Genomic DNA, 19,838 nt, shown 5'->3' with positions numbered 1-19,838 from the left:
ACGGATCACCCGTGTGAATCTGCACCGAACCATCGGCATCCTGACCCACATCCTTGAACACCGGCGCGGCCAAACCAGTCTGATCCCCGAACACAGCCGTATAGATCGGCACATACGGCCGGTGCTCAATCGTCACCACCGCCGGAATGTCACGATTGATGAACCCCTGCCCCGGACCCTGCGTGACGTGATTCGAACCCAGGAACGTCGCACCGGCGACACCCAGAGCCGGGCGATCCGTGTCGTAGTCCCCCAGGACCCGCAGTGCCGTGTTGACGGCGGTGTCGGACCACGTGCGCGGCAGGTCGTCGACCAGCTTGCGCGCCTCCCACACCGCCTCCGAACGACGCAGTGGCCCCGCCTGCTCGACCAGACCCCGCACCAGACCGTGCACGTCGTCCTGCAGCGCGCGCCGGTCCCGGGAGGCGTGGTAGTCCGCGAGCGCACGGTTCAACCGCCGCCCGAACTGCCCCACCTCACCCGCCACACGACTCCGCGGATTCACCCCGCCATGAGAGGCGCCACGCACACCACCGGCGCGGTCCGACACCGCATCCGATGTCGTATCGCCGGTGCGGGGGTGCTGCGCCTCGGCGAGCATGCCGTCGCCGTGGGGTTCCACCGTCCGCACGTCGTCGCCGTGCGTGGAGGGGCCGGGTTCGGGCGCCCCGCCCGGCTCACGAACGGGCTCCGGCAGCGAGTGCCCTGCCGTCTCGATCTGGTGCAGTGTGCTGATGATGGACTCGACGACCGGCGGGCGGCCCCCGTCCTGCGGGTAGGCCTCGGACAGCTCACGGTGGAACTGCCCGGCCAGATCACGGTAGTGGTCCAGTTTGTCGCTCAGCGTCGTGCTGTCGCCGACCTTGAACGCGTAGTCCCCCAGCGCCTCGTCACGACCGGTCTGGAGCCGGCCGAGGACGGACAGCCCCCCGTTGCCGGGGCCGGCCTGCCGGAACGTGCTGCCGTCGAGCGCGAGCTGTCCGAAGCCGTTCCTGATCCGGTTGCGCACGTCCATGAGGAACTGCCGGTCCTGGGAGAGCGCCACGTCGTCCGCCCGCCGCTCGCCGCGCAGCGTCGGGTCCTCGGACGTCAGCGTGTACTCGACGGGTGAGGGCGGGGCGCCCTCGGCGATGCGGTCGTCGAAGGACTCGTAGATCGCCTCCGCGATGCGCGCCTGGTTGGCCCAGGGCGCCACGTACTCCTCGACGAACCGGTCCAGCGCCTGCTCCCGTTCGGCGGGGTCCTTGGCGTTGAGGTCTCCGAGTTCGTCGGGCGCGTGGTCCTTGAAGAACTGCTCGACGATCTCGGGGCCGTGGAGCGACTCGCCCGGCGAGAGCAGCCCGTCGTTCTGGTAGTGCGAGGCGACGACGACGCGGAGCTTGCTCGTCGTGTCGTGGTAGTCCTTCTGGTTCAGGAAGTCGCCGTCGTGGCTCGTGAAGACGGAGAGACCCTTCAGCAGGACGTGTGGCACGCCCACCTTGTCGCGCAGTTCGTCCGTCGGCCGGACGTCGCCCCACGCCTCGGGCCGGTTGTGCGTGCTCTGGTCCGTGTAGGTACGCAGGGAGCCCGGGAGCGCGGTGGCCCGCAGCTGCTCCAGCGACTCGGGCCTGATGATGCCGAACTGGTTCGAAGCGAAGTGCTTGTCGACGTTCAGGTCCAGCGGGTGGCCGCTCGACCCGTGCTCGGTGACGGCGGAACGCGAGATGTCGTTGGCCACCTTCAGCGGCACCAGGAAGGAACGGATCATGGGGTTGTCCGCGCCCTGCTGACGCGCGTACTTCTCCACCCACTTCAGCTGCCGCAGCGGCTGGCCGACACTGACCCACAGCGCCCGGTCCCCGCGGCCCGACTCGCCGGTGTGGATCTGGACGACGCCGTTCCCGTCCTGCCCGACGTCCTTGAAGGACGGCACGTCGCTGTGGCTCTGGTCGCCGAACACCGCCGTGTAGATCGGCACGTAGGGCTCGTGCTCGATCGTGACGACGGCGGGGATGTCGCGGTTGATGAAGCCCTGCCCCGGGCCGTCCGTCACATGGCTCGCGCCCAGGTAGCTCGCTCCCGGGATGCTCAGGGCGGGGCGGTTCGGGTCGAGCGCGTTGAGGGCGTCGAGCGCCGCGTTCACGGTCCGGTCGGAGAGGTAGTCCGGCAACGTGTCGATGTGGCGCCTGGCCTCGGTCAGCGCGGCCGCGTGGTGCGCGGGGTCGACGCTGTCGAGCAGCCGGGTGATCGCGTCGTGCGCCGCCGCGTGGGTCTCGTCGTGTTCCCCGTAGTTGTGCTGGTCCAGAGTCCGGTCGAGGTCCTTGCGGAAATCGCCGAGTTGCTGCTCGATGTGGGGCTCGTGCGCCTCGTCCGCACCGGACGGGGACTCCTGGCCGTGCGCGGCGGCGCCGTCCCCGCGGTCGTCCGAGGACGTGGAGGAGTGGTCGGAGTCCGTCGAGTCGCCGGATTCGGAGCGGGTGTCGTCGTGGTCGGAGTCGCTGTCGTCGTGCTCCGACTCCGAGTCACCGCGCCCGGCATTGTCGGCCACGGCGTCGTACGTCGCTTCGTCGTCGCCGAGGTCGTCCGTGGTGTCCCGGTCGTCGGTGTGCGGGTGCGCGGTGAGGTCGTCGTGGCCGCCGACGACCCCGCCCGGGCGCCGCAGGGTCTCCCCGGGGTCGATCAGGCCGAGCCTGCGCCCGAGGTCGTGCAACCGCTGCTGGCGTTCGATGTCGTCCATCGTCCGGCCGCTCGGCGCGGCCGTCGTACCGTCCCACCGCTCACTGGGCTCCCACGGCTTGCGCGTCTCCAGCGCCTCCAGGCTCCCGCCCGGACCCTGTCGCGTGACGTCACCCAACCCAGAACGCTGCCACGGCTCCTTCTCCCGTTGCGGATCCGGGGTGTGCAGGGCCGCGTTGACCAGCGAGTCGCCGGACTGCTGCCACGAGTAGTCCCGCAGGACCTCGCGGAGCTGACGAGCGTCGTCCCAGCGTTCGTCGATGTGGTCGTGGAGATCCTTGACGGCATCCGCCCACGCGTCGATGCGCGCCTGCTCGTTGTCCGGGTTCCCGACCTCGAAGAGGGAGTCCACGACGCTCTGCTGCCCGTGCGGGTAGCGGCCGAAGAAGTCGGCCGCGCCGCTCTCCTTGTTCACCAGGACCGGGATACCGCGGCCCGCGGCCTCCGTCGCCACCAGGCCGAAGCCCTCGTGGAGCGACGGCATGATGACCGCGTCCGTCTCCTCGCGGTCGCGGCTCAACTCCGCCGCACTCGTCGTGAACGGCTTCAGCGTCACCCCACCCGGGGCGTGCTCGTCCACGAACGACTGCCACTGGGCATGCGCGTCCGTCCCCGGGTTGGGGCCACCGCGCACCGTGAGGTGCACCTTCACGCCCTGGGCCTGGAGCTGCCCCACCGCCTTGATGGCCGTCGTGACGCCCTTGATCTCGTCGCTCGCGCGACCGGGCAGCAGCAGCTTCACCGTGCCCGACGCGTCCGGCTGCCGCACCACCAGATCGCCCAGCTCCGAACCCGGCACGAACTCGTGCAGACCGGGCACCTTCAGAATCTGCTCCGAAAGCCGCCCCGCCTCGTCCGACAGCAACTTGCCCACGCCGACAACCAGATCGGCGTTCGCCATCGCCTTGCGCTCGATCGTCGCCTTGGCGCCGCCCTTCTCGGGCTGGTCCTTGATCCGGTCCAGCCTGACCGGACTCGTGTGCAGGAAATGCACCACGCGCGCATCGGGATAATGCAGGTCGCGAATCTTCGACGCCGCAGGACCCGAGAACCGCGAATGACCGATGATCAGGTCATACGCACCCGAACCCGTTCGCAGACCGTACGACGCGGGGTCCTTCTCCACCTGTGCGTTCAGCGCGTCCCGGCTCTCCGCGAACGACCGGTCCGGCACGTTCACGACCGTCGCGCCGCCGTGCTCCTCCGCCTTCGCCACCGGGTCGTAGTGCTCGTCCGGATCCACCGTCAGCATCGTGACGTCATGCGACGACGAAAGACCCTTCACCAGCTCCATGTTGAAGACCGGCACACCACCAAGACCCAGACCACTCACATCCGACAGCACCAGCACCCGGGCGCGCGGTGGTTCCTGCGATGTCGTGGTCTCCCTGGTCGCGGAGTCGGCGACGGCGTCGCCCGTCGCCTCGAACTCCTCCTGCGGGTGTACGGCCGGCGCGGTCTGCTCGGCCGGCGGGGTGTGCACCGGCGGCGCCGTCTGCTCGGCCGGCGGGGTGTGCACCGGCGGCGCCGTCTGCGCGGAGGTGGTGGTGCCGGCGGGCGGCTCCGTCTGCGTGACGGGCCGCTGCGGCGGCGGGAGCATCTCCTTGCTCACGCTCGCGCCACCGAGCACACCGGCGGCGACCCTGCCCGCGAGTGTCCGGTAGTCCGCAGCCACATCGGCTTCGGTCTTCAGTGGGGGGAAGTGCGGATGCAGCTCCGACACCGACGCGTCGTCCAACATCATCTGCCGGTACGCGTTGTAGACCGTCGCGATGTCCTCACGCACCTGCGTGCTGCCACTGCGACCCGGCACACCCAGCAGACGATTGTCGTTCGTCGCACCGATCGACGCCAGATCCATGAAATACGAATCCAGCACATCCGTCACATCACGGTACGAAACCCCCGCACCCGCACGCGCCTGCTGATACACCGCCCGCGCCATGTCCACCACAGCACGCCGATACACCTCGTACCGCGCATTGCCACGGATCGCACCCAACACGTGATCCGCCTGCTTCGCCAGCGTCGAATCCATGACCCGACCCACCGGCAGACCCGGAACCTGCATCGGCATCCCGTGGAACGCCTCATCCTCCATCCGCACGTCCGGGCGCACACTCGCCATCGGATGCACACCAAACTCGTGCGCCAACATACCGGCGACGAAACCCGTGCTGTACTTCTCGAAGTAATAGGAAGCCAGGCGCACTTCATAACCGCCCCGGCCGTCGGAACGCACATCCGCGGGCGTGTCCAGCGTCCGGTTCTCCAGGATGATCCTGGCCTGGGAATCCCCCAGGAACTCGTTGATCCCCTGGTGCGACGACAGCAGGTCAAGGACCGTGGCCGCCTTCTCCACGAACTCCGCCCGGCCGGACGACAGATTCGCGAAGTGGAAACGCCCCGACGACATCATGACGGGGGGCACGGGCTTCAGCCAGCCGTCGAACGGACCTGCGCCCCGCACGCGCGGAGGCTCGTGGCCCTCGGCCAGCGCGGCGACGTCCGTGGCGATCTCACGTGTGGTGCGCTGCACGGTCAGGCCCCGGTCCACCAGCTGCTGGTGCAGCTCGGCGACCTCCTCGGCCGAGATCGGCTGCCGGTCCTGCGACTCGCCCAGCAGGGAACGGACCTCGTGCAGCAGCGCGACGTCCGCCGGAAGTTCGCGCCCCCCACCGGTGACGGGCGTCTCCTGGTCCGTGGTGCGCGTCGCGGGCCCGGTGTGCTCCTGCCCGGCCTGCCGGTCGGCGGGCCCGCGGGTGTCGGTCGACGTGCCGAGCCGGCCCTGCGAGTCCTCGATCTCCTGGACCTGGCGGCGCAGCTCGGCGCGTCCCAGGGCCTCCTCGGCGGCCCTGACCCGTTCCTGCGCGGTGTGGGCGCGCCCCTGCCGGGCGTCGCCGGACGTACCGATGCCGTGTTCGTCCAGCCGCTCGGCCTCGGCCAGGGCGTCCTGCGCACGCGCGAGGTTGCGCAGGGCGTCCCCGTACTCCTCGTGCGGGACGTCGGGATCGGTCAGGTCGCGATCCTCGGGAGCGGCCGGGGTCCGCTCCGTGTCGGCGGTGTCGGCGGTGTCGTCCGCGCCGTCGTTCCCGGTGCGTACGGACTGCTTCCCCTTGTCCTGCTCTCCCGTGCCCCCGGTCCGGTCCTGCGTCCCGGGCTGGTGCTCCTGCCCGTCGGCGGAGTCGGTGGCCGGGTGCTCCTGAGCAGCGGACTCGACGGGCGGACGCTGCGCCGTGACGTCCGCGGGAGCGGCGGGCGCGGACTCCGCGGCGGGGCGCTGCTCGCCGGCGGGACGCGGCGGCGGGTCGAGCATCTCCTTGCTCACGCTCCCGCCGCTGAGCAGCTTCGCGGTCGCGACCTGCTTCATCAGGGTCTTGTAGTCGGCGGCGACGTCGGTCTCGGTCTTCTGCGGCGGGAAGTGGGGATGCAGCTCCGACACCGACGCGTCGTCCAGCATCCACTGCCGGTACGTGTTGTAGACCGTCGCGATGTCCTCACGCACCTGCGTGCTGCCACTGCGACCCGGCACACCCAGCAGACGATTGTCGTTCGTCGCACCGATCGACGCCAGATCCATGAAATACGAATCCAGCACATCCGTCACATCACGGTACGAAACCCCCGCACCCGCACGCGCCTGCTGATACACCGCCCGCGCCATGTCCACCACAGCACGCCGATACACCTCGTACCGCGCATTGCCACGGATCGCACCCAACACGTGATCCGCCTGCTTCGCCAGCGTCGAATCCATGACCCGATCCGGCGGCAGACCCGGAACCTGCATCGGCATCCCGTGGAACGCCTCATCCTCCATCCGCACGTCCGGGCGCACACTCGCCATCGGATGCACACCAAACTCGTGCGCCAACATACCGGCGACGAAACCAGGGCTGTAGTTCTCGAAGTAGTAGGCGGCCAGGCGTACTTCGTATCCGCCCTGCCCATCGGGTCGGACATCCGCGGGCGTGTCCAGCACGCGGTTCACCAGGATGATCCTGGCCCGCGCGTCCCCCAGGAACGTGTTGATGCTCGGGTGCGACGACAGCAGATCGAGGATCGTCGCGGCCTTCTCCACGTATTCGGCCCGGCCGGACGACAGGTTCGCGAAGTGGAAACGACCCGACGACATCATGACGGGCGGCGGATCGGCCGTGAACCAGCCGGCACCGCGCAGGCGCGGCGGCTCCTGCCCCTGAGCGAGCGCCGCGACGTCGGTGGCGATCTGGCGCGTGGTGCGCTGCACGGTCAGGCCCCGGTCCACCAGCTGCTGGTGCAGCTCGGCGACCTCCTCGGCCGAGATCCCGGACCGGCCGGGCACGTCCGCGAGGGCGCTGCGCACCTCATGCAGCAGCGCGACGTCCGGGGGCAGTTCGTGCGTGGTCGTGGAGGGGTGGCTCTCGGAGTGCAGGTCCGTCGAGGAGTCCCGGATCTCGTCGGGCGGCCTCAGGGCGTCGTCGGCCCTCAGGGTCTCCCCGCGCGGGATGAGCCCGATCCGCTGGCCGAGGTCGTGCAGCCGCTGCTGCCGTTCGATGTCGTCCATCGTCCGACCGCTCGGCGCGGCCGTCGTACCGTCCCACCGCTCAGTGGGCTCCCACGGCTTGCGGGTGTCCACCGCCTCCAGGCTTCCGCCCGGACCCTGCCGGGTGACGTCGCCGAGGCCGGTGCGCTGCCACGGCTCCTTCTCGCGCTGCGGATCCGGGGTGTGCAGGGCCGCGTTGACCAGCGAGTCGCCGGACTGCTGCCACGAGTAGTCCCGCAGGACCTCGCGGAGCTGACGAGCGTCGTCCCAGCGTTCGTCGATGTGGTCGTGGAGATCCTTGACGGCATCCGCCCACGCGTCGATGCGCGCCCGCTCGTTGTCCGGGTTGCCCACCTCGAAGAGCGAGTCCACGACGCTCTGCTGTCCCTGCGGATAGCGGCCGAAGAAGTCCGCGGCCCCGCTCTCCTTGTTCACCAGCACCGGAATGCCACGGCCCGCGGCCTCCGTCGCCACCAGGCCGAAGCCCTCGTGGAGCGACGGCATGATGACCGCGTCGGTCTCCTCACGGTCCTTCGTCAACTCGGCCGCACTCGTCGTGAACGGCTTCAGCGTCACCCCACCCGGGGCGTGCTCGTCGACGAAGTTCTGCCACTCCGTGTGCTGATCGGTACCGGGCTTGGGACCACCGCGCACGGTCAGATGGACGTCGTACCCGTCGTGGCGCAGCTGCCCGATGGCCTTGATGGCCGTCGAGACGCCCTTGATCTCGTCGCTCGCTCGGCCCGGAAGCAGCAGGTGCACCGTCCCGGACGGATCCGGCTGCCGCACGACCAGATCGCCGAGCTCCGAGCCCGGTACGAACTCGTGCAGACCCGGGATCTTCAGGATCTGCTCCGAAAGCCGCCCCGCCTCGTCCGACAGCAGCTTGCCCACACCCACGACAAGATCCGCGTTCGCCATGGCCTGACGCTCGATCGTCGCCTTCGCGCTGCCCTTCTCCGGCTGATCCTTGATCCGGTCCAGCCGCACCGGACTCGTGTGCAGGAAATGCACCACACGCGCATCCGGGTAGTGCAAGTCGCGGATCTTCGACGCCGCAGGACCCGAGAACCGCGAATGGCCGATGATCAAGTCGTAGGAGTTCTCGCCGGTCTTGAGCCCGTACGTCTTCGGGTCCTTCTGGACCAGGTCGTTCAGTGCGTCCCGGCTCTCCTTGAAGTGCGGATTCGGCACGTTGACGACCGTCGCGCCGCCGTGCTCCTCCGCCTTCGCCACCGGATCGTAGTGCTCATCCGGATCCACCGTCAGCATCGTCACGTCATGCGACGACGAAAGACCCTTCACCAGCTCCATGTTGAAGACCGGCACACCACCGAGACCCAGACCACTGACGTCGGACAGCACCAGAATGCGTGCCTTCGGTCCGACGTCGAGGCCGGTGCCGGTGTCGTCGTGCAGGAGCCCCGAGAGGTCGAGCCGGTCGTCGTGAGACCCGTCGTGCGTGGTGTCGTGGGTGGACTCGTGCGTCGACCCCTGAACGGTGTCGTGCGTGGTCCCGTCGGTGAGGTCCTGCGTGGATTCGTGCGTTCCAGTGGAGGAGTCCGCGACCGCTTCCGTCGTCGTGTCCTCGTCGCCCGGCGTGCGGTGTCCCCCGTCGTCGCGCGTGCCACCGCCGGTGCGGTCGTCGTCGCGCTGATCGGTGGGCCGGATGTCCTCCGACTCGTGCGAGCCGCCCGACTGGCCGCGGCCACCTGCCTGCTGGTCGCCGTGCGTGTCGTGGAAGCCGCCGCCCTGATGGTCGCCGTCCGTGTCTCCGTGGTCCTGACCGCTGCCGGTGTGGTCCTGGCCACCGCTCGTGCGGGGCACCTGGACCGATTCCGGCCCCCCGTGCAGGGACTCGCCGGGCGGGATGAGACCCAGCCGCTGGCCGAGGTCGTGCAGCCGCTGCTGCCGCTCGATGTCGTCCATCGCCCGACCGCTCGGCGCGGCCGTCGTACCGTCCCACCGCTCAGTGGGCTCCCACGGCTTGCGGGTGTCCACCGCCTCCAGGCTCCCACCGGGACCCTGCCGGGTGACGTCGCCGAGGCCGGTGCGCTGCCACGGCTCCTTCTCGCGCTGCGGATCCGGGGTGTGCAGGGCCGCGTTGACCAGCGAGTCACCGGACTGCTGCCACGAGTAGTCCCGCAGGACCTCCCGGAGCTGCTCCGCGCTCTCCCACCGCTCGTCGATCTGGTCGTGCAGATCGTGGATGGCCTGCGTCCACGCGTCGACCCGGGCCTGCTCGTTGTCCGGGTTGCCCACCTCGAAGAGCGAGTCCACGACGCTCTGCTGTCCCTGCGGATAGCGGCCGAAGAAGTCCGCGGCCCCGCTCTCCTTGTTCACCAGCACCGGAATGCCACGGCCCGCGGCCTCCGTCGCCACCAGACCGAAACCCTCGTGCAGGGACGGCATGATGACCGCGTCGGTCTCCTCACGGTCCTTCGTCAGCTCGGCCGCACTCGTCGTGAACGGCTTCAGCGTCACCCCACCCGGGGCGTGCTCCTGGATGAAGTCCTGCCACTGCGCGTGCGCGTCCGTCCCCGGGTTCGGTCCACCGCGCACCGTCAGGTGCACGTCGACACCCTGGTCCTGCAACTGCCCGATCGCCTTGATCGCCGTCGAGACACCCTTGATCTCGTCACTCGCGCGACCCGGAAGCAGCAGCTTCACCGGACCCGACTGGCCCGGCTCCCGCACCACCAGATCGCCCAGCTCCGAACCCGGCACGAACTCATGCAGACCAGGAACCTTCAGAATCTGCTCCGAAAGCCGCCCCGCCTCGTCCGACAACAACTTGCCGACACCCACGACGAGATCCGCATCGGCCATCGCCCTGCGCTCGATCGTCGCCTTCGCCGAACCCTTCTCCGGCTGATCCTTGATCCGGTCCAGCCTGACCGGACTCGTGTGCAGGAAATGCACCACCCGCGCGCCCGGGTAGTGCAGCTCACGGATCTTCGACGCCGCAGGTCCCGAGAACCGCGAATGACCAATGATCAAGTCGTAGGAGTCCGGTCCCGTCTTCAGCCCGTAGGTCTTCGGGTCCTTCTCCACCAGGTCGTTCAGCGCGTCCCGGCTCTCCTTGAAGTCCGGATTCGGCACGTTCACGACCGTCGCGCCGCCGTGCTCCTCCGCCTTCGCCACCGGATCGTAGTGCTCATCCGGATCCACCGTCAGCATCGTCACGTCATGCGACGACGAAAGACCCTTCACCAACTCCATGTTGAACACAGGCACACCGCCAAGACCCAGACCACTGACATCCGAGAGGACCAGGATCCGCGCCTTGGGACCGACGTCGAGGCCGGTGCCGGTGTCGTCGTGCAGGGAGTCGATCGTGTCGACGTCGGCGGTGTCGTCACTGGTGTGGTGGGTGGTGGCGGGGTCCGCGACAGGTTCCGTGGTGCTGTCGTCCTCGCGCACCGGCGCCGGTTCGTGGTCGTCCGTGACGTGGTGATCGGTGGCCGGATCGTGATCGGTGGCCGGGTCGTGGTCGCTCGTCGCGTCGTGGTCGGTCGTCGCGTCGTGGTCGGTCGTCGCGTCGTGGTCGGTCGTCGCGTCGTGGTCGGTCGTCGCGTCGTGGTCCACGGCGGGTTCGTCGTCGCGCACCTCGGTGTCGTCGTGGTCGCTCGACACCTCGTCGTGCGTGGTGTGCGACTCGGCGTCCGAGACGCTCTCCTGGTCGGAGACGTCGTCGTGGTCCCCCGGTCCCTGGCGCCCCCGGTCGCCGCCCCGGTCCTCGTCGTCGCGGTCCCGGTTGCCGTCGCCCTGCCGGTCGCCGGAGTGCCCCTGGTCTCCCGACCGGTCGCCGTCACCGGACCGGTGGTCGTCCCCGGTGTCCCGGTCCTCACCGCTCTGCCGGTCGTCGCCGGAGCGCTGGTCGCCGCGCTCCTGGCCACCGCTGCCCGTGCTCCCGTGCTGGTCGCCGCTCCCGTGCTGGTCCGCGGGGCCGTGCTGGTCCGCGGTGCTGTCCTGGTCGCCGGGGCCGTGCGCCGTCTCCTCGTCGTGCGACTGGATCGCCGCACGCAGGTCGTCCAGGTCCCGGACGCTCGGCGGCGGGGGCAGCGCGACGTCGTCGTCGGTCCGCGTGTCCTCGTCCGTGCGCGGGCGCTCCTGCTGGAGGGTCTCGGAGCCCGGCTCGGGGGCCCGGGGTGCCGGCCGCTGCTGCGTGGCTGGCCCGTCGCCGGGGCGCCGCGTGTCGGGCCCGCCGGTGCGGGTCGTGTCGGGGCGGGTCGTGTCGGGGCCGGTGCGGGTGGTGTCCGGGCCCGTACGGGTCGTGTCCGGCCCGGAGTGGGCCGTGTCGTGGCCTGCCACGCCGGAACCGTGCGTGGCCGGCGGCGCGGGAGTGGACGACCCCTGGTCGCCGGTGTGTTCGGCCAGGGGCTCGGGGCGGGACGTGGTGTCCGTGCCCCCGGTGTGCTCCTGGGCGCCGGTCGGGTCCGCGAGGTGCCCGACACCGGGGAGGTCCGGAAGGTCGTGCGGGACCGACGGAAGGTCGAGGCCCTCGCCGGGGCGCGGCAGCGAGCCGAGGAGGTCCGCCAGGTCCTCCGGGGAGCGGTGGTCGCCGCCGCCCTCGTCCGGTCCGGTCCCGTCCGCGTCGTGCGCACCGCCCGACTGCGCCTCGATGCCCTTGGTGACGATCCGGTCCAGCCTGCCGTCGCCCTCCGGGCGCTCGACGCCCTGGTGCAGCTCCTGGTCGAGGGCCCGCATCCGCTCGTCGTGGGTGAGGGTGTCGTCGAGCCGGCGCTGCAGGTCCTCGATGCGCTGGGCGCTGCGGGCCGCGGCCTCCGTGCGGTCCGTGAGGACCTGCTCGCTGTGCTGGTCGCGCAGCGATTCCAGCTCCTGGCGCATCTTCTGCATCTGCGCCTGGCGTTCCTCCTCCTGGCGCTCCTGGTGCTGCTCCAGGCGCTGGAGGGCGCGTTCGTGCTCCGCCTCCGTCTGCGCGTCGCGGACCTGCTGCCGCAGCTCCGCCGCGCGTGCGTCGGTCTCGCCCTCGTGCAGGGCGTCGAGGCGCCGCTGCAGGTCCTCGTCGGTGGTGCCGCCGTCGTCGTGGCCGTTGCCCTCGTCGTCGTCCCGCGAGGACGGCTGGAACTCCTTGAGGCGGTCCAGCCGTTCCTGGAACGCCTGCTCCTCGCGGTGCTCCTGGAGTTCCTGGAGCGCGCGCTCGGACTCCTCCTCGCTCTCGGCCCGGGCGAGCTGGTCCTGGAGTTCGCGCGTGCGGTCGTCCTGGTCCTCGCGCAGGCGGTCGAGGCGGGCCCGCAGGTCCTCCTCGGAGCCGGGCGGGTGGCCCGTACCGGTGTCGCCGGTGTGGTCGCTGCCGGAGTCGTCGGAGTTCAGGCGGTTGATCCGGTCCTGCAGCTCCTGCAGTTCCCGGTGGCTCTCGAGCTGCTCGAGGGCGCGCTCCGCCTCCTCCTGGGTCGCCGCGTTCGCGAGGCGCTGCCGCAGCGCGGTCTCCTCCGCGTCGGCGTTCTCGTCGGCGCGCAGCTGATCGAGCCGGTCACGCAGGGCGGACGTCTTGAGCAGGTCGCGCAACTCGTCCTGGAGCCGCTCCGTCTCGCGCCGCCCGGTCGCACCCGCGAGGTCGCGGCGAATGCGCTCCAGGTCGGAGTCGTACGCGCGGGCCGCGTCCTTCCCGGTCAGCACCTCGGCCGGGACGTGCTGCTCCACGTAGTTGGTGTACTCGCGCAGCGTGCTGTCCATCAGGTCCGGGTCGCCGCTGCGGCGGGCGTCGTCGACCGCGTCGACCTTCGTCTGCCATTCGCCGCGGTCCGCGCCCAGGTCGCCCAGGCGGTCGAAGCCGCCCGCCACGTGGTCGTTGAAGGCGTCGATGCGCTGGTTGAGGGACCGGATGTCGATCATCTGCCGGAAGTCCGACAGCTGGCGCGTGACCTCGCTCCAGTCGTGCGCCTTCGCGGCCTGAGAGATCGCGTCGGTGTAGACGCGTCGCGCGGTGCCGGACATGCCGGCGTCCTTGGCGATCTGGTCGAGCGCGCCGGCGCGCCGGTCGACCTGGGCGCGCGGGGACACGATCGCCGTGGTCGGCGCGTCGGGGGCGTCGCGCAGCGCGCCGAGGCCGTCGTCGGGCGTGTGGGTCGGCACGTTGAGGTCGTTGAGGGCGTCGATCGCCGCCGCGTGCGCGTCCTCGTCCGTGGTGTCCGGCCCGTGTCCGGCACCGGAGTCCGACGAGGCGGGCGGCCGCTCCTGCGAGGCGCCGTGGCCGCCGGGGGTGGACGTCGTGGCCGTGTCGCCCGTGCCCCGCCCGCCGGTGGTGTCGGCCGAATCCCCGCCGTGGACACCGGGGCCGGCGGTGTCGTCCGTGGTGCCGGTGTGTCCCGTACCGCCGGTCGTCGCCGTCGTGCCCGTGTGCTCCGTGCCGCCGGGCGTGTCGGTCGTACCGGTGTGCCCCGTACCGCCGGTCGTCGCCGTGCCCGGGTGCTCCGTACCGCCCGATGTCACCGTCGCACCGGTGTGCTCCGAGCTTCCGGTGGCCGGCCTCGCGCCGGTGGTGCCGGGCATGGCGGTGGTGTCCGGGTTCCCGCCGGCGTGGGACGTCCCGGTGGTACGGGGTGCGTCGCTGGTGGTCGTGACGGGGCGCGACACCTCCGGGCCGCTCGACGTGGGCCGGGGGGTCGGGGACGTGCTCCCCGGGGCGGCGGGCCGCTGGGAGCCCTGGCCTCCGGTGTGGCCGCCGCCCGTGCCGGTGCTCGTGGCGGGGCCGGGCCTGACCTGAGTGGCTCCGGGGCCCGACTGGCTTCCGGAGCCGGTGCCGTTCGCGGCCGGCTGCGTGGTGTCTGCCACGGGCACGGGCCCGCCGACGTGCTCGCCGTCGCCGGTCGCGGTCGTCGCCGGGTCGTGGAGGTCGAAGGCGCCGGGCCGCGTCTGCGGCACGTCGGGGAAGTGCAGGCCCTCGTCGGCGCCGCCGTGCCCGCCGGAGACCGTGCCCGGCCCCTCCGCCACCGGTGTCTCGTGCGTGCCCGCGCCCGGCAGGTCGCCGCCCACCTGTGTCCGCGGAACGCTCGGCAGGTTCAGTTCGTGGTCGCCGCCGCCGCTCGACGCGGGCTCGTGCGGAACCGCGCCGGTGCCCGGGGCCGCGGTCGTGTTCGTGCCGGGCGCCGTGCGCGGCCCGTCCGGGATCGACTGCGGGTGGGATCCCGCGTCCTGGGTGCCCGAGCCCTGGGGCGCCGACTCGTGCGGCGCCGGGGCCCCTTGGCCCGTTCCGGGGGCCGGGGTGCCCTGCGTGGTGCCGGCGGCCGGCGCGTCCTGCGGCGCCCGGACCTCCTGCGTCCCCCCGGAACCCGGGGTGTTCTGCGTGGTCCCGGTGCCGGGCCCGTCGTGGGCGGTCCCCGTCGTGCCGGGTCCCTGCGCGGTCCCCGTCGTCCCGGGGCCGGACGCGTCCTGTGTGTGCGGAGTGCCCTGGCCGCTCTGGGCGGTCTGGGTGACCGGGGTGCCGTTGCCGCTGTCCCCGGACGTCGAGACGGTACGCGGCGGCTCGGCGCTCTGCGTGACCGGCTGATGGGTGCCGGTCGGCGACGACGTCGTGGTGTGGGGTTCCGGCGTCCCGGAGGACGTGGAGACCTGGTGGGGGGCGGGCGTCCCGGAGGACGTCGTGGTCACCTGGTGGGGCGCGGGGGCCGAGGCGCGCGGTCCGGAGGCCGGTGCGCCGCCGCTCGAACCCGTCGTGCCGGGGCCCTGCGTCCGTACGGAGCCCGTGCCCGCGCCGTTGCCCGTCGCACCGCCGGTACCCGCTGCGCCGGTGGCGCCCGAACCGGCGCCGGTGCCGGGGCCGTTCGTGAGTGTCGTGTTGAAGCCCGCGAGCCCGGGCGCCGTCGCCGGGGGCGCCTCGGTCACCGACTGGGTCACGGTGTGCGGGACGCCGTCGCCCGTCTCCGCGCCGCCCGTCTCGTGCGGGGCCGGGGTCGACACGGTCGACGACGACGTGGTGGAGACGGGCGCGGGCGCGCCGCTCGTGGCCGTCGACTCGGGCGGCGGGGCCGACGAGCCGGACGACGTGCCGCTTCCCGGGTTCGTCACCTCGGCTGGGCCGGACGTGACGGTGGGCGGGCGGTGCTCGGCCGCCCCGCCGCCGGTGCCGCCGCCGCTCTCGGTGGTCAGGCCGGAGTGGTCGAAGGGCGGCGGCGTGGCGTGCAGCCCCGGGCCGGTGAGCGGGGTGTCCGGCGGCTTCGGCAGGTTGAGGTCGATGCCCTTCGGCACGTGCACGTCGACCGGGTCGACATCGGTGTGCTCGCCACCGCCGAACCGGCGCTTTCCGCCGCCGCCGAGCGCGCCGATCGCGCCCGAGGACAGCGCCCCGCCCAGGCCCTCCTCGCTGCTGCCGTAAATGCCGTCCATCGCCTCGGTGGTGACGATGCCGGTGAGGCCGCCGAGCGCCAGCTTGCCGAGCAGGTTGGCCTCGAACTTCGGCACGAACGCACCGGCGGCGCCGAAGATGCCACCGCCGATCGCGCCCGAGATCGCACCGGACTCGAGCGCCTGGAGGGTGTTCTGCGTGCTCCACTTCGTACGGTCGCCCTTGAGCATCTGGATGCTCTGGATCACCGCGTCCATGCCGAGCATCATGCCGACGCCGGTGGCGATCGATATGAGCAGCCGGCGCAGGATCATCTGCACGGCGACGCGCGCCGCGGTGATCATCGCCGGGATGGCCTCGGGCGCGAAGAAGGCCCACTGGGCGATCTCGGCCGCGAGCCAGATCAGCTGGGCCAGGATCATGTACTTCGAGTACTCGACCTGGACACCGGTGTTCCTGCCCAGCTCCGCCAACTGCTTGGCCGAGGTGGCCATCTGCGGCAGATTGCCCTGCAACTGCTGGACGAAGTCCTTGAACTCGTCCGCGACCTGCCCACCGACGTTGTTCAGCACCCCGGCCGCGGCCGGGCTGATCTCGTCCACGATGGAGACGAGCTGCTGTGCGGCCTCGTCCCAGGCCTGGCCGAGCTCCAGCAGCTTGTCCTCGTCGCCCTTGGGCCAGGACTGGCCGACGGCGAGATAGGCGACCCAGCTGAGTGCGGGGGGCAGGTTGACGCTCATGCCTGACCGGGCTCGTCCGCGCGCTCGAACACTCGGGGCGCGGTCATCCGCGGGGCAAGCATGTCTTCGGGCTCCAGGGGTTCGAGGCGGTGGGCGGGCGTGCCGAACTCGGCCGGGGTCACGACGCCGTCGGCCGGGACCGCCGGGGCGTCGGGGATCGCGGGCGTCACCGGGACGGCGGGTGTGCCGTGCAGCAGGGGCGACAGCGGGGTCACGGGCTGCTGGGGTGTGACGGGCTGCTGCGCCGTGAACTCCCGCGGCATCTCGACACCGTCGAAATGCGCCGGCACCGCGGGCGTCACCGGCTGCTGCGGCATGAACTGCGCCGGCATCCCCCCACGCTCGAAATGCACCGGCGCCTCCGGCACGTTCGGCTGCTGCGCCACGAACTCCCGCGGCGTCTCCACACCGTCGAAATGCGCCGGCACCGCGGGCGTCACCGGCTGCTGCGGCGTGAACTGCGCCGGCATCCCCCCACGCTCGAAATGCACCGGCGCCTCCGGCACGTTCGGCTGCTGCGCCACGAACTCCCGCGGCATCTCCGATCGCACGAAGTGCGTCGGCGCCTCGGGCGTGTTCGGCTGCTGCGGTACGTCCTGCTCGACGGGGAGCGCGGGCGTGGCGGGGATCGCCTCCGACCAGCCCAGGGGTTCGGCGGGCTCGGCGGGGGTCGCCTCGATCCTCTCGCCGCGCATCATCGGGCTGAGCGGGACGGCGGGCTCGGCGGGGATCGCCGGCGTCATCTCGCTGCGCATCATCGGCTGCAGCGGCTCCATCGGCACCTCCTGCCCGGGAGCCTCGTCCCGGTTACGGGCGCGCAGGAACTCCCGGGGCTGCTCCACCCCTTCCACGGGCTCCGCCGGGATCGCCGGCGTCATCTCGCTGCGCATCATCGGCTGCAGGGGCTCCATCGGCACGTCCTGGCCGGGAACCTCGTCCCGGTTGCGCGCACGCAGGAACTCCCGGGGCTGCTCCACCCCTTCCACGGGCTCCGCCGGGGTCGCCGGCGTCAACCTGCCGCGCATCATCGGCCGCAGCGGCTCCGCGGGCACCTCCTGCTCGCGGTCCACGTCCATGCGCCTGGCGCGGGCGTACTCGCGCGGCTGGAGCTCCTCGCCCTCGCGGGCGCGCAGCGGGGTGGTCGCACGCTCGGTGCGGCTCAGCGCGTGCCGCTCCGTCGAGTCGCCGCCTCCGCCGTCGCCCCCGCCGCCGGAGCCGCCCGTGATGTCGATGTCCGGGTCGGCGACCTTCAGCTTCTGGAGGGCGAGCGCGTTCTCCTGCTCCAGGCGGTCGTAGTTCTTGGCCATCGTGTAGATGCCCTCGACCGTGCTGTCGAGCACCTCCCCGCTGCTGGAGATGCCCTCGATCAGGTCGGCCTTGGGCTTGAGGTACTGGCTGAGGAACTGCTCGCCGTTCTTGTCCTCCCCCCAGCACTCCCCGAGGGAGGAGAGCCTGCCCTGGAGCTGGAGTCCGATGCTCCGGATCCGGGACGCCAGGTTCTCCACGTCGGGTATGACGTGGGACAGGCCCTCCGTGTCCACCGAGAACGAGTTGCCGTCAGCCATCGAAGCCTCCTCCTCGGCGAAGCCGCGTCCTGCGGCCCGCCCGCGTTCCTCGCCGTCCGTGCGTTTCGGGTACGGGTGTCGCCCCGTGCGGGGCGTACCCCGGTGCGGGATCCACCCCGCGCGGTACATGCGTCCCGCGTCCGGGTCCCACCCCGTGGGGTATGTGTGCCCCGCGCCCGGGTCCCACCCCTTGCGGTACGTACGTCCCGGGTCGGGCATTCATTCCGCGCGGTGCGTACGCCCCGGGCCCGGGTCCTCCTCCGTGCGTTCCGCGCGGGCCGGCCACCGGGCGCGCGGCGCGCGCAGGGTGACAGGCCCGTCGCGCGGACCCCGCCGCGTTCGCGCCGCGTGGCGCGCGTACGCGGTTCCGCGCGCGGACGCCGCACAGGTCGCGGACGCCGCGCACGCCGACGGACCCGCTCGCGCGGGCCTCCTCACGAGGCCCGCACGGCAGGCACGTTGCGTGCGTCCGCTCTGTCATCCGCGCTCCGGGCGTCCCTTGTCGACGTACTCCCGCACGGACTCCGGCATCGCCGGGGCCTCGGGCAGCATCTGCGTGGCGTCGACCTCTCCGCGCAGCAGACCGTCCATGCTGACACCCGGCGGCAGCTGGGCGGACATCAGGTCCCCCACACGCGTCAGCGCGTCGGCCCTGGCCTGCTGAATCGTCGTCATCAGGACGTCCGCGAGCTCCTTCGGCGGCAGCCTGCGGTAGGCGCCCGTCGGGAACTCCAGGGCGGTCACCTCGCCCTGTGCCCCCACGGTCACCTTGACCACCTGGCGCGGCGCGGTCGCCGTCCCCGAGATCTCGTTGATCCGGCGCCGGGTCTCGGCGGCCTCCTCGCGCTGCGCGCGGTATTGCTGGAGCAGGTCCTCGATCTGCTCGTCGTACGGCGACGTCATCCGATCACCCCCGGGTCGGCGGGCGGCGCGCCCCACGTGTTCTCGTCCTGCACGAGCAGGTCGGCGATGCCCCTGCTCTCGGACTCGTCCTCGTCGGCGTCGCCGTTCTGGTTCTTGCCCTTGGCCTTGCTCTTGCCCTTCGCGTCCTTGGCGGCCGCGTTCTTGCCGGGACCCGCCTGCGGCTCCTCCTCGGGCTCCGGCGGCGTCTCGACGACAGCCGCGGAGGAGCGGTAGACCTGCGGCGTGAGGGACGCGGACGAAGCAGCGCCGGCCGCGCTCCGCCGGCCCGCCGGGCCGGCAGCCGGCTGGCGGTTGCGCTTCCAGGTCGCCAGGGCGGGCTCGTCGTCCTCGACGATCGCCGCGGCCTGCGCGGGCGGGGCCGCCGGGGTCTCGCCCCAGGTGCCCTCGTCGGCCGTGCTGTAACCGGGGGCCCGGGTGCCGTGCTCGTCGCCCGAGGCGTTCCACAGGCCCGGCCCGAAGCTCCCGCCGCCGGCGTCCCAGGCCGCGGTGTCCTCCTCCAGCACCTCCTCCTCGGAGGCGCGCAGGACCGCCACCCGGTCGTCGGGCCCCTCGGGGCCGTCGAACCCGTCGTCGTACGGGTCCTCGGGGTCCTCGGGGTCCTCGGGGTCGTCCGGGTCGCGGGGGTCGTCGCCGAGTTCCTCGTCGAACTCGTCGGGCTCCCCGGGGCCGCCGCCGGGCGGGGGCGCGTCGTCGTCGCCCTCGGCCCCGGCGCGGGGCCTGCCGTCCTTCTCCTCGTCCTTCGCCCGGCCCCCGGGGCCGACCGGCAGGCCGACGACGAGCAGCCCGTCGGGCCCGTGCCCGTCGTGCCGCGGCCGGCCGTGGCCCTGCTGCCCCTGGGTGCCGGAGCCCGAACCGGAGCCCGATCCCGACCCGGAGCCGGAGCCCGATCCCGAGGTGGAGCCGGAGCCGGAGGCCGAACCCGAACCGGAACCCGGACCGGCTGCCTGGCTGCCGGTGCCGCCCGCGGGCGCGGAGCCCGCGGGCGCGGAACCCGGCGCGGTCGAGGCGGAGTTCACCGCGGAGGCGGGACCGGCCGAGGACATGGCGGCCGGACGGGCCGC

At 72.1% G+C, this 19,838-nt stretch carries 3 protein-coding genes and 1 pseudogene; all 4 read right to left on the bottom strand.

Translation table 11 applies throughout. From position 1 onward, the window contains the following. A partial coding sequence (locus tag L1885_RS08960) for a glycosyltransferase (protein WP_235796487.1) occupies positions 1-16,288 on the bottom strand: 16,288 nt, incomplete at its 3' end. Next, positions 16,285-17,853: a WXG100 family type VII secretion target gene (locus tag L1885_RS08955; RefSeq protein WP_235796486.1), complete on the bottom strand. Its 1,569-nt coding sequence runs from the start codon at positions 17,851-17,853 to the stop codon at positions 16,285-16,287. The genes L1885_RS08960 and L1885_RS08955, both read right to left, overlap by 4 nt. Before the next feature lie 477 nt (positions 17,854-18,330). Continuing rightward, a complete protein-coding gene (locus tag L1885_RS08950) occupies positions 18,331-18,756 on the bottom strand; it encodes a YbaB/EbfC family nucleoid-associated protein (protein WP_235796485.1) in 426 nt (141 codons plus the stop codon). Beyond that, positions 18,753-19,838, bottom strand: a pseudogene (locus tag L1885_RS08945) (hypothetical protein); the annotation flags it as partial. The gene L1885_RS08950 and the pseudogene L1885_RS08945, both read right to left, overlap by 4 nt.

The sequence above is a fragment of the Streptomyces fuscigenes genome (genome assembly GCF_021556455.1).
GTDB classification, from domain to species: Bacteria; Actinomycetota; Actinomycetes; order Streptomycetales; family Streptomycetaceae; genus Streptomyces; species Streptomyces fuscigenes.
Note: the sequence above shows the minus strand (reverse complement) of the source record. Positions and strands in the feature narration are given on the sequence as shown.